The sequence below is a fragment of the Rossellomorea aquimaris genome (genome assembly GCF_020172085.1).
GTDB lineage: Bacteria > Bacillota > Bacilli > Bacillales > Bacillaceae_B > Rossellomorea > Rossellomorea aquimaris_E.
Window position 1 is genome coordinate 155,961 of record NZ_JAIVAT010000007.1, and the last position, 12,763, is coordinate 168,723.

Here is a 12,763-nt window from a genome sequence, read left to right on the forward strand (position 1 = left end):
ATAAAAATCATACCAGACCAGGAGGGAGTTCATGGCAAGGAAAAATATCATCGAAAAGATTTGGGATAAACATATAGTGCACAAAGAAGAGGGAAAACCGGATTTGCTTTACATTGATCTTCACCTTGTGCATGAAGTCACATCTCCCCAAGCATTTGAAGGGCTGCGCGTAAAGGACAGGAAAGTACGAAGGCCGGACTTAACATTCGCTACAATGGATCACAACGTACCGACCAGGGAACGACACGTCATCCGGGATGAAATCGCCCGTCTTCAAATGGATACATTGAAGAAAAACTGTACTGAATTCGGTGTCACCCTTGCCGATATCCATCACCCTGATCAAGGGATCGTCCATGTCATCGGCCCTGAACTGGGTCTGACCCAGCCGGGGAAAACGATTGTATGCGGGGACAGCCACACTTCCACCCACGGAGCATTCGGGGCACTTGCATTCGGAATCGGAACGAGTGAAGTGGAGCATGTGCTTGCGACCCAGACCCTTTGGCAATCGAAGCCTAAAACCCTCCAAGTGAAGGTGACGGGGGAGCTCGGTTTCGGTGTCACGGCCAAAGACGTGATACTGAATATCATCTCCACATATGGAGTCGGGTTCGGAACAGGATTCATCATAGAATTCACCGGTGATGTCATCCGGCATTTATCGATGGAAGAAAGGATGACCGTCTGCAATATGAGTATTGAAGCCGGCGCCAAGGCAGGGTTGATCAGTCCCGACGAAACGACCTTTGACTATTTAGAAGGAAGAAGGTATCTGCCTCAAGATCGATCGTACCAACAGTGCAAGGAAGAGTGGAAATCACTCTCAAGTGACAGTGACGCATCCTATGATCACACCATCGTGGTGAAAGGTGAAGAAATCGAGCCGCATGTGACCTGGGGAACGAATCCCGGGATGGGAGCGGGGATTTCGAGGTCCGTCCCTCATCCAGAGGAATATCTGGATCCTTCTGATAGAGAAGGGGTTGAGAGGGCTCTTCAATATATGGGGCTTGAGGCAGGTATGAGGATGGAAGATATCGAGGTTGATTATGTGTTTATCGGTTCGTGTACGAATTCGCGCTTGAGCGATCTGAGAGCTGCTGCGGAGGTGGTGAAGGGCCATACAGTGAAAGAAGGTGTCACCGCACTTGTCGTTCCTGGCTCTTATAAAGTGAAGCAAGAAGCAGAGGAAGAAGGATTGCATACCGTTTTTAAAGAAGCGGGATTTGAATGGCGGGAAGCGGGCTGCAGCATGTGCCTGGCCATGAATGATGATATCGTTCCGCCGGGCAAGCGCTGTGCATCGACATCCAACCGGAACTTTGAGGGGCGACAGGGAAATGGATCAAGAACTCATCTGCTGAGCCCATCCATGGCCGCTGCCGCCGCCGTGACAGGGAAATTGACTGATGTGCGAAAACTTGAGAAACTGCCGATTTCATAGGAGGTGAATCCATGGCAATCAACCATGTGGAAGGAAAGGTCTTTCCTCTCAGGAGAGACAACGTAGATACGGACCAAATCATCCCGAAGCAATTCCTAAAAAGGATCGAACGGAAAGGATTCGGTCAGTATTTGTTTTATCATTGGCGGTTTGAAGACGATGGGGAATCCCTAAGGAAAGACTTTTTATTAGATACACCCAAATATCAGGATGCCGAGATTCTCCTTGGAGCAAAGAACTTCGGCTGCGGCTCATCAAGGGAGCATGCACCATGGGCCCTTCAGGACTATGGGTTTAAAGTGATCATCGCAAAGAGCTTTGCTGATATCTTTTATAATAATTGTTTAAAAAATGGGATTCTGCCCATTCAACTGGATGAAGCAACAGTGGATGCCCTTTTGAAGAATGAGAGTCAGGTAGATTTGTATAAAATGGAAGTGTCCCTTGAACACCAGACCATTTGTGATTCAGAGGGACTTCGGGTCACGTTTGATATCGATCCTTACTGGAAGACGATGTTATTAAAGGGATTGGATGAAATCGATCTGACATTGCATTACGGAAAAAATATCGAAGACTACGAAAAAAAATATGAGGTGAGTGACTTGGGAATTTAATGGATAACACTGAAGTTGTAGAAGCGATGGAACGAATCAGTCACCAGGTGCATCGAACACCGTTAAAGCAATCTTCGACACTGAATGCCTACACAGGTGGAGAGGTCTATTTGAAAATGGAGAACCTGCAGCGCACAGGGTCATTCAAAGTAAGGGGTGCCATGAATAAAATCATGTCATTGTCTGAAGCGGAAGCGAGGAAGGGCATCATTGCCGCATCGGCAGGGAATCATGCCCAGGGAGTGGCACTCGCTGCGTCTAAGCGAGGGGTCCCGTCGAAAATCTTCATGCCGAAGCGGACGCCTTCTACTAAAGTTGCGGCAACGAAACATTACGGAGCTGAAATCGTCCTAACAGGGGACACCTATCAGGAGGCCTACGGGGCAGCACTTGAAGAGAAAGTGAAGAAAGGCTCAACGTATGTTCATGCATTTGATGATCATAAAGTGATGGCTGGACAAGGGACAGTCGCACTGGAAATGCTTCAGCAGCTCAGTGATCTGGACATGATCCTCGTCCCCGTCGGCGGAGGTGGTTTGCTGGCAGGGATGGCACTCGCCGTAAAGGCCTTTAACCCCCGGGTACAAATCGTGGGAGTGCAGGCACTAGGAGCACCGGCTACGTATAACTTTTTTACGGGAAGAAATAAAGGGACATTGGAGCATGTTCACACCATTGCAGACGGAATCCTCGTCAAGAAACCAGGAGAACTCACATTTCCGATCATCCAGAAATATGTAGATGATATGGTCACGGTGACAGATGAAGAAATCTCCTACAGCATCATGTTCATGCTGCAGCGGGAAAAGACCCTGGTCGAAGGAGCGGGGGCCGCTTCCCTGGCAGCAGCCATGTGCCAGAAGGTCAAGGTGAAGGGCAGGAAAGTGGGCTGCGTCATCAGTGGTGGGAATGCCGATCCGAGTAAGATCCCTGTGTACAGGGATTTATCCAAGATGGCCAGGCAGCTTCATCATATTGTGTAAAGGGGGGACGGCTCTTAACTATGGATGTAGTTGGGGGCGGTCCTCTGTTTTTAGCAACTTGGCACGAGTTTAGTAGAAAGTGGCACAAGTTGGGATTGGGAGTGCCGCAATAAAAGGGTGAAGTGCCGCAACAACCGGTGAAAGTACCGCAACAGCCATAGAATCTATCACAACAATTCTGAAAAAAATTCCAAAAAAGCACTGTACCCTATGAAAAGTACAAATCCAACAAAGTTTTCGTTGGATATAAGAAGAATCACCATAAAAAAACTCAATCTCACAATCAATTAATATTGAAAGCTCTTACATTCTAGAAATACACAAATACCTATTGTAATAGGTAATTTTTTCAACTATAATGTCCACTATACAAGAACAAATGTACACTAGAAATAAACAAACGGAGGTTTTCGGCTTATGGAATCAATTTCAATCGGACTTTTAGGACTCGGCACGGTGGGAGCTGGAGTGGTGAAAATTGTAGAGAATCATCAGGATAAACTGTCCCATCAAATCGGCTGCCCGGTGACGGTGAAGAAAGCCCTCGTACAGGATTTAGAGAAAGACAGGGGACTGGATATTGAAAACAGCATACTAACCTTAAATCCTGAGGAAGTCCTGTTTGATCCTGAAATTGATATTGTGGTCGAGGTCATGGGTGGAATCGAAGCAACAAAGGAGCATCTCCTTCATGCTTTAAACCAGAAGAAGCATGTCGTGACGGCAAATAAGGATCTCATGGCACTCCACGGACCGGAGTTATTAGCGGCTGCTTCGGAAAATGGCTGTGATTTATTCTACGAAGCAAGCGTCGCGGGAGGCATCCCGATTTTAAGAAGTTTAGTAGATGGCCTGGCCTCCGATCGCATCACCAAAATGATGGGGATCGTCAACGGTACGACCAACTTCATTTTGACTAAGATGACGAAAGAGGGACGGACCTTTGATGATGTCCTGAAAGAAGCCCAGGATCTCGGCTATGCGGAAGCAGATCCGACGGCGGATGTCGGTGGGCTTGATGCAGCAAGGAAAATGGCGATTCTGTCCACATTAGGATTCTCCATGAACGTGGACCTTGCCGACGTGAAAGTGAAGGGAATCACGGAAGTAACGGGTGATGACATTCAATATGCCGAGCAATTCGGTTATACGATGAAGCTTATAGGGTATGCCCACCGGGAAGGGGAGAAGGTTGAGGTAAGCGTGGAGCCGACTCTGCTGCAAAATGAACATCCCCTCGCTTCTGTCCACGATGAATATAATGCCGTGTATGTGTACGGGGAAGCGGTGGGAGAAACGATGTTTTACGGTCCAGGGGCCGGAAGCCTTCCAACGGCTACAGCTGTCGTATCCGACATGGTGGGAATTATGAAGAATATGAGATTGGGAGTCAACGGTAAGAGTGCGGTGAATCCTCAATTTCCTAAAAAGTTAAAAGAGAGGAATGAAATTCACTCAAAATACTTCCTTCGCCTGCACGTTCAGGACGAAGTAGGTGTACTGGCCAAACTGACGTCCATCTTCTCGAATCATGGAGTCAGCTTCGAGAAGATCCTGCAAAATCCGCTGGAAAGCGATGAGTTTGCTGAAATCGTCCTGGTGACCCATAAAGCCTCCCTCGATCATTACGAGGATATCTTGATGGAGTTGAAGGATTATGAAGCCGTTCATTCCATCGAAAGCTCATACCGCGTTGAAGGAGGAGAAAAAGGATGAGATGGAAAGGGTTGCTGGAACAGTATAAAGAACATCTTCCATTAAATGCAGATACTCCTCTTTTAAGCTTGAACGAAGGAAACACTCCGTTGATCGAGCTGAAGTCGCTGTCCAAGGAATGGGGCATTGAGCTTTATGTAAAAGTGGAGGGAGCAAATCCGACAGGCTCATTTAAGGACCGGGGAATGGTCCTCGCGGTTGCGAAAGCGGTGGAAACAGGAAGCACGACGGTCATTTGTGCTTCAACAGGTAATACAAGTGCTTCTGCAGCGGCATACGCTGCAAGGGCGGGAATCAACTGCATCGTCGTCATCCCTGAGGGGAAGATCGCTCAAGGGAAATTGGCACAGGCCGTCATGTATGGAGCTGAGATCATTTCCATCGAAGGGAATTTCGATGAAGCGCTGGAGATTGTTCGGGAGTTAAGCAAAACCGAATCGGTCACTCTCGTGAATTCAGTGAACCCGTATCGATTGGAAGGGCAGAAAACAGCGGCCTTCGAAGTAATAGAAGGATTAGGGGAAGCCCCAGATGTGCTGGCGATCCCCGTCGGCAATGCGGGCAATATTTCAGCATACTGGAAAGGATTTAAGGAATATTCTCACCAACACGCTTCCACACTGCCCCGGATGTTCGGTTTTGAAGCTTCTGGTGCTGCGGCCCTCGTCCATGACCGTGTATTTCCACAGCCCGAAACGGTTGCGACTGCGATCCGGATCGGAAACCCGGCAAGCTGGACATTGGCGGTCGATGCGTTGAAGGAATCAAACGGTCATATCGATGAAGTGACAGATGATGAAATCCTGGATGCCTATCAGCTGCTTGCAAGGAAAGAAGGGATATTTGCAGAGCCTGCTTCCTGTGCATCCATTGCAGGAATCAAGAAATCCTTGGAAAAAGGTCTCATTGAAAAAGGATCGAAGGTAGTCGCGGTGCTGACGGGTAACGGCCTGAAGGATCCGGTGACGGCCATGGAGTGTAGCCCGGTGACACCGGTGAAGCTACCGAATGACCGTGAAATGGTAAAAGATTACATTAAGGGAACGATCGGAGTATGAAGGGGGGGCGTTCTTGGAAAATCGTCGTCCCTGGAAGTACGGCAAATTTAGGTGCCGGATTTGATTCACTCGGTCTGGCTTTAGATGTGTACTTAACCGTTGAAGCACATGAGGCTGACGAATGGCAGGTGATTCCTCTGTCATCGGCCCTCGAGGTGTTTCCGGCTGATGAATCTCATTTCATTGTAGAAGTGGTCAAGGAAGTATGTCATGAATACGGAAAGAAGGTAACGCCGTGTCATCTGTACGTATCGAGTGATATTCCTTTGACGAGGGGTCTCGGCTCCAGCGCCGCTGCCGTCGTTGCCGGTATCGAGCTGGCAAATGCCCTGGGCGGCCTAAACCTGACCCTGGAAAGAAAACTTTTCCTAGCCAACCGATTTGAAGGTCATCCCGATAATGTCGGGGCTTCACTCTACGGAGGGTTTATCGTCAGCTGTCAGCATGAAAGGGGCGTAAACCTGATCACGGTAGCAGACCTTCCAATCGATGTGGTATGCGTCATCCCGAAGGTGGAACTGAAAACATCCGACTCAAGGAATGTCCTTCCGTCCACTCATTCATTTGCGGAATCAGTAGGGGCTGGAGCAATTTCCAATGTGCTTGTGGCGGCATTTTTGACAGGTGATTGGGAAATGGTTGGTAGGATGATGAAACGGGATCGATATCATCAGCCCCATCGACGCAAGCTTCTTCCACACTACGATGCAGTAGAAGAAGTGGCGGGCCGGTTCGGAGCTTTCGGTGTCGCCCTGAGCGGTGCAGGACCAACGATAGCCTGCTTCGTTGAGCGGGAAGCAAGTGATTGGCTCCACCGCCAACTCGAACAATCCTTCCCATCCATGGATGTCCGCAAACTATCCATCGCTCAAGAAGGAAGCAGCATCATCCTCCAACAACCAAAGGTCCGTCCCTCATCGCTTTAAACGAGTGAGGGACGGACCTTGTTTATTGATTAAAGCTTATGTGCTCAATCTATCCTGAAATTGAAAAAGCCTATTGAGAAAGGTTGTGGATTTACTGGATTCCTTTAGCTATCTTTCGTTCTCCCTGGTAATCATAAAGCAATTCTCTTTTTCCATGACATGCAGACAATAGGATGATTGTTCGTTCATCCCCATTTCCTCACGAAGTTCTTTAGGGATATGAACGGTCCCTTTTTCTGAGATGTAACGTTTATTATGAGTGGAATCTTTCACGGCTTTCTTAATATAAAGGCGTTTGTTTTGATAGAAGAGCTCCGCGAGCCGTCCCGGCAATAACCCAAACTGCTGTCTCCATTTGTGGGGAAGAGTAATTGTGCCGCTTTTACTGAATGGTTTGCTTCCATACATCAAGCCCACCATGATGGATCACCTGCTTTCACTATCTTTGATTCTCTTTTTACCTTTTTTATAAAAAATAAACACAATTTTGAAAAAATAGGAAGAAGGTTGGAGGGGGAATTTAGTAAAATGAAGTGAGAGGAATCGTAACGTTTATTTGGAGGTGTGAATCATCGAACCCATACAGATTTTGTTCTTACTTATGATTGGATACAGCGTATATACCTTTGATAAAAAGAAAAAAAACATACCCGTTCCTGTTGTATTACTCCTTATTGGGATGGGGCTTTCCTTTGTTCCTGCATTTTCTGACGTCACTCTTACAAAGGAAATCATCTTTCAGTGGTTCCTGCCAGTGCTCTTATTTATTTCTGCGTATCAATTTCCAACAAAGGCTTTAAAGAAGCATGCCGGGATCATTACGATCCTTAGTACGGTCGGTATCGTCGTCACAACAGTATTGATGAGCCTTCTCTTCTACTACGGCTTACATCCATGGGTTGCGATTACATATGGAGAAGCATTATTGATTGCGACGATTTTGACGCCAACGGATCCAATTTCAGTCGTTTCGGTTTTGAAGGAGTCTTCTAATCGACAGGACATAGCGGATATAGTGGAAGGAGAATCGATGATCAATGACGGCACAAGCATCGTACTCTTTACCGTTGTCGCTGGGATCTATTTCGGCGGGGAAACCTTTTCAGTTCCCTCTTTTCTAGGGGAATTCGTCCTGGTTTCTCTAGGGGGTGTCGTAATGGGTATTACACTTGGGTGGTTAGCGAGTAAGGCAATCCATTTCACGATAGATTCACGATATCAAATCATGCTCAGCATCATTCTTGCGTACGGAACGTTTTATATAGGGGAGGAATTGGGTGTTTCAGGCGTCCTTGCCACTGTATCTTCAGGGATCATGCTTTCCTATGAATACGGAAAAACGATAAAAGAAGATCACTTCAGGAAGGATCTGGATGGGTTTTGGACGGTTGTTGAACCAACGATTCTAACCTTTCTATTCTTATTGATCGGTATCCAAATGACACGATATTTATCATTCTCATTGACTGGATGGATCTTCTTCCTTTTTGTTCTCTCCTTATTCGTTCGCTATGTTATTATTATTGGTGTTGTAAAGATGAAAGAATCATGGAGAACGATATATGGATGGAAGGAAGTATTCATCTTGACCTGGTCTGGGATTAAGGGGACAATGTCGGTTGCCTTATTATTAGGTTTAGATGATCAAGGTCCCTTTCTTCTGCACTCTTTAACATTCGGAGTCATCCTGCTTTCACTTGTGATTCAAAGCGTAGGGATCTATCCTTTCTCCACCTTGTTCCTGAAGGGGGAAAATAAGGAGAAAGATTATTGATAAATTGGTAAGAACTGTGAAACCATAGGATAAAGACTATCTGAATGTAGGTGAACATTCCAGAATGAAACAAGCAAAAGAAATCGCCATTAAAATTACCATCACCTATGTATTGTTAGGGATCCTCTGGATAATGTTATCAGACTATTTTTTTATGACGCTTGCCCATGAAAACCTTGATATGTATATCTACTTTCAACGGTATAAGGGCTGGTTCTTCATGGTTGTGACGGGTACGATCCTCTTTTTAATGGTTTACCGGAGGACGCATGAACTCATCGTATCGAATGAAAAATTAACACATAAAGAGAGACAGCTACAAATAAAGAATCAACACTATCACTCTTTGTTCGAACAAAATCCGGATGCCGTCCTGGAGTTGAGTCTGGACGGTAATGTGGTATCTATCAATGGAGAGGCTGAAGGGTTACTGGAATCGACTTTTGAAGAGTTGAAAGAAGTGAATTTTAGAAAATTTTTGCATGACGAAGAAATGAAACGCGTGACAGACTTTTTCTTTGAATCCTTCAATGGTCTTGGTTCTTCGTTTGAAACCATCATTCATTTGCCCAATAACAAAAGGAAAATATTGCGATGCTCCCTCGTTCCGATCATCGTGAACAGGAAGGTAACGGGAATATTCGCCATTGCAAGGGATATTACTCACATTAAAGAAAATGAAGAAATGATTGTCGCATCTGAAAAACTCTCTGTCATAGGGCAATTAGCGGCCGCTGTTGCACATGAAATTCGCAACCCGCTTACATCGCTCAAGGGATTCATCCAGCTCATGCAGACCACCAACACGATCAACCACGACCATTTGGATATCATGCTCTCCGAAGTGGATCGTATTGATTTAATTTCAGGTGAGATGCTGATCCTGGGAAAACAACAAGATTTCCATTTTCACCATGAAAGACTGGATGATATCCTAAGACAAGTACTGGTGTTGATGCAAGCACAGGCTCATCTTGATAATGTGTCCATTTCATATGAAAACCTGGCTGTAAAACCATTGTACGTATTGGCAGAAGCAAATCAGCTGAAACAGGTTTTCATCAATATCATTAAAAATGCAGTGGAATCGATCCCTAAAGGTGAAAATGGAAGGGTCGCGATTACATTGAATCAGCATGGTCAGGACGTTCATGTCATCGTGAAGGATAATGGGGTGGGAATGGACCCGGAAAGAATCGAGCACCTGGGAGAACCATTTTACTCGACGAAAGAAAAAGGTACGGGTCTAGGTCTCGCTGTTTGCCAAAAAATTATTGAACGACATCAAGGACATATACACTTTAAAAGTGAAAAAGAAAAAGGAACGGCAGTGGAAATCAGTTTACCAATCAAGGAAGATGTCGACTCCCCTGCCGCAGAGTAAGAAAGGAAGAATCGAATGAACTCTATATCAACGATTATCAGTTCACAGGAAATACAGAAAAATTGGGAAGAATCAGGGTTTACTGCATTCACCCCTGTACAGGAAAAAGTTATGCCTATCATTATGGAGGGAAAGGACGTAGTTTGCGAATCGCCGACAGGAACTGGAAAGACCCTTGCGTATTTACTTCCAATCATCCAGGCCATCGATCCGTCTAGAAAACAGGCTCAGGCCGTCATCCTTGCTCCTTCAAGAGAGCTGGTCATGCAGATACAGCAGGAAATCCAGAAATGGGCGAAGGGAACCGATGTAACCAGTGCTGCCTTTATCGGAGGGGCGAACGTTAAAAAGCAAGTTGAGAAGCTAAAGAAAAAGCCGCATATCGTCGTCGGGACAACCGGCCGTCTGCTTGAACTGATGAAAATGAAAAAACTGAAGATGCATGAAGTGAAAACCATCGTGGTTGATGAGTTTGACTTAATGATTTCCCCAGAGCACATCCGTGAAGTGAAGGATATCATCAAATCAACTTTGAAAGAACGCCAGGTTCTGTTTTTCTCTGCTACGTTGTCAGATGAAACGGAACAGGTTGCCGAAACACTCCTGCAGGATCATCAAACCGTCAAAATGGAAGCCAATCTTGATAATCCCAAAGTAGACCACGTCTTTGTATATAGCGAGTTAAGGGATAAGATGGAAGCCCTAAGAAGCATCTCATACTTCAAAGAAATCAAGGCGCTTGTATTTTTTAATCAATTAGAGAAGCTTTCCGAAATGGAAGAAAAGCTAAAATATAAGGGCGTCGAGCTCGAAGTATTGGCAGGGGAATCGAATAAAATGGAGCGTAAACAGTCCCTTGACCGCTTCCGCTCAGGTAAAGTGTCCATGCTCCTCACAACAGATGTTGCGGCACGTGGCCTTGATATCACGGACGTTACACATGTGATCCATTTCGACTTCCCGAGTGATACGAAACAATATATTCACCGGTCAGGAAGAACAGGCCGCATGGGTGCGGAAGGAACCGTCATCTGCCTTGTATCGAAGCGTGAACTAAGCTTCCTTGAAAAACTAAGCAAAGAACTCAACCTCCCATTCCAGGAAAAAACCATCCGCGGCGGAGGACTACAAGACCCGCAAACCAAATAGTATTGCAATGTCAAAGGTCCGTCCCTCAAGTGTGAGGGACGGACCTTTATTCTATGCCGCCACTACTTTCCGAACACAATTTCACCATCCATCATGGTCATCCATACATCCGTCTCAAGGATTTCTTCTGCTCTGACTTCAAAGAGATTTCGGTCTAAAACCACTATATCAGCCTTCTTTCCCGCTTCAATCGTTCCCAATTCATGCTCTCTGAAATTCCCGTAAGCAGGTGATTTCGTGTAATGGATCAAAGCATGTGCCAATGATATTTTCTCTTCCGGATTCCATCCACCGTGAGGAGTACCGTCTTCGTGTTTTCGGGTGACAGCCCTGTATAGACCGAGCATTGGATTCAGGTCCACGATCGGAAAGTCCGTTCCAAATGCAATGCTAGCGTCATGCTGCTGCAAGGAACCAATCGGCCATGTGTACCTGGAACGTTCTGTGCCGAGTCGGTCCAAGTACGCATGGGTGTCCATTGATCCCGACGTCAGATGCTCAGGTTGGATGGATGCAATGACCCCGAGCTCCCGAAATCGATCGAAGTCTTGTGGACTGCATACTTCAATATGCTCGATGGTATGCCTGGAATCCCGGGGGCCATTCACATTCCGAGCATGCTCATACAGATCGAGTCCTACCCGCACTGCTGCATCCCCGCATGCATGAAGACGGATCCGGAATCCTTCACGGTCAGCATCCTCGATCCATTTTCGGTACACATGGGGCTCATAAATGATTCCACCCGTTTCGTTGGGGCGGTCAGCATATGGCTGCAATAAATACCCGGTATACGTGAGGGGAACCCCGTCCAGAAACTGCTTCAACCCAGAAAACTGAAGCTTGTCCGAGTGAAAATGATTTCGATGACGCTTGCTTCTCTCAAGGTCTCCGTCCAACACATCCAGGAAGTGGATACGTGTCGTGAGCTTTCCTTTCTCTTCAAATTCCCGATAAAAAGTGGGGTCGCCCAATGTATAACCCGGAAGAGGCAGCATGTCGGAAACGGAAGTGATCCCGAAGGAAGAGGCCTTCTTGAGCATCCCGTTCATCAATCTGTTTTTCACCTTCTCATCAAATGTGAAAGCTTTCACCACATATTGAACGGCAGTCTCATATAGAAAACCTGTTGGTTCTCCATTTTCATCTTTTTCAATTTTTCCGAAAGGGGGTTCAGGTGTGTTCCGGTGGATCCCCAACCTCTCAAGTGCAGCCGTATTCAACCATGCGCTATGAGCTTCTTCATTCAGGAGGACGACGGGGCGGTTAGGAATATATTGATCCAGTGAATGACGGGTGGGAAGAGTTTGACCTGGCCAGCGTACATGATGCCACCCGAACCCAAGTACCCATTCCTCGTCTGGATGTTTCCCGGCATATTCGGCTACCATCTTCGCCGTAGCTTCTTCTGTAGACCCGAAAGTCAATTGACAAAACCCTTCAAACATCGCTCCTAAAAACCAATGAAGATGAAAGTCATGAAACCCCGGCATCACCAGACGGCTTCCGACATCCCATACTTCAGTGCCCGGTCCCCTGAAACCTTCCATTTCCGAACGGGGGCCAACCCCGATGACCTCTGTATCTTTTACAGCTGCGAACCCGTCCATCGGAGAAGAGCTATTCCCCGTAAAAAGGGCAGTACTTACAATGATTTTATCGGCTTTCATCGCCATTCCCATCCTTTATCATCTGATATATCGATTGTA

Annotated in this window: 11 protein-coding genes; 9 read left to right on the forward strand and 2 right to left on the reverse strand. The window is 46.4% G+C overall.

Annotation, left to right across the window (positions count from 1 at the left end):
- Positions 1–31 precede the first annotated feature (31 nt).
- The 6 genes from leuC to thrB all read left to right on the forward strand — a co-directional run bounded on the left by leuC (position 32) and on the right by thrB (position 6,747).
- A complete protein-coding gene (gene leuC / locus LCL96_RS13380; RefSeq protein ID WP_224941950.1) occupies positions 32–1,447 on the forward strand; it encodes a 3-isopropylmalate dehydratase large subunit in 1,416 nt (471 codons plus the stop codon).
- An 11-nt stretch (positions 1,448–1,458) separates the two neighbouring features.
- Positions 1,459–2,064 (forward strand): 3-isopropylmalate dehydratase small subunit, encoded by a 606-nt coding sequence (gene leuD, locus LCL96_RS13385; RefSeq protein WP_224941951.1) that lies wholly within the window; start codon positions 1,459–1,461, stop codon positions 2,062–2,064.
- Entirely contained in the window at positions 2,064–3,047 is a 984-nt protein-coding gene (gene ilvA, locus LCL96_RS13390; protein WP_224941952.1) for a threonine ammonia-lyase, read from the forward strand. The genes leuD and ilvA overlap by 1 nt, the downstream gene beginning before the upstream one ends.
- Before the next feature lie 417 nt (positions 3,048–3,464).
- A complete protein-coding gene (locus LCL96_RS13395; protein WP_224941953.1) occupies positions 3,465–4,763 on the forward strand; it encodes a homoserine dehydrogenase in 1,299 nt (432 codons plus the stop codon).
- Positions 4,760–5,821: a threonine synthase gene (thrC, locus tag LCL96_RS13400; RefSeq protein WP_224941954.1), complete on the forward strand. Its 1,062-nt coding sequence runs from the start codon at positions 4,760–4,762 to the stop codon at positions 5,819–5,821. Before LCL96_RS13395 ends, thrC begins: the two co-directional genes overlap by 4 nt.
- The gene (gene thrB / locus LCL96_RS13405) at positions 5,818–6,747 is read left to right on the forward strand and encodes a homoserine kinase (protein ID WP_224941955.1); all 930 of its coding nucleotides are present in this window, start codon (positions 5,818–5,820) and stop codon (positions 6,745–6,747) included. The genes thrC and thrB overlap by 4 nt, the downstream gene beginning before the upstream one ends.
- Before the next feature lie 108 nt (positions 6,748–6,855).
- Here the strand turns inward: thrB and LCL96_RS13410 are convergent, their stop codons facing one another.
- Positions 6,856–7,167 carry an AbrB/MazE/SpoVT family DNA-binding domain-containing protein gene (locus LCL96_RS13410; RefSeq protein WP_224941956.1) on the reverse strand — a complete coding sequence of 104 codons (312 nt, stop codon included), beginning with the start codon at positions 7,165–7,167 and terminating at the stop codon, positions 6,856–6,858.
- A gap of 181 nt (positions 7,168–7,348) precedes the next feature.
- Between LCL96_RS13410 and LCL96_RS13415 the strand changes: the two genes are divergently transcribed.
- The 3 genes from LCL96_RS13415 to LCL96_RS13425 all read left to right on the forward strand — a co-directional run bounded on the left by LCL96_RS13415 (position 7,349) and on the right by LCL96_RS13425 (position 11,054).
- Positions 7,349–8,521, forward strand: a complete 1,173-nt coding sequence (locus LCL96_RS13415) for a cation:proton antiporter (RefSeq protein ID WP_224941957.1) — start codon at positions 7,349–7,351, stop codon at positions 8,519–8,521.
- A gap of 64 nt (positions 8,522–8,585) precedes the next feature.
- Positions 8,586–9,905: an ATP-binding protein gene (locus LCL96_RS13420; RefSeq protein WP_224941958.1), complete on the forward strand. Its 1,320-nt coding sequence runs from the start codon at positions 8,586–8,588 to the stop codon at positions 9,903–9,905.
- Between the two features lie 15 nt (positions 9,906–9,920).
- On the forward strand, positions 9,921–11,054 hold the full coding sequence (locus tag LCL96_RS13425) for a DEAD/DEAH box helicase (protein WP_224941959.1): 1,134 nt from the start codon (positions 9,921–9,923) through the stop codon (positions 11,052–11,054).
- Positions 11,055–11,116: 62 nt separating this feature from the next.
- On the opposite strand, the gene LCL96_RS13430 is transcribed toward LCL96_RS13425, so the two are convergent.
- Positions 11,117–12,724, reverse strand: coding sequence for an amidohydrolase (locus tag LCL96_RS13430; protein ID WP_224941960.1), 1,608 nt, complete (start codon positions 12,722–12,724; stop codon positions 11,117–11,119).
- Between the last annotated feature and the right edge of the window lie 39 nt (positions 12,725–12,763).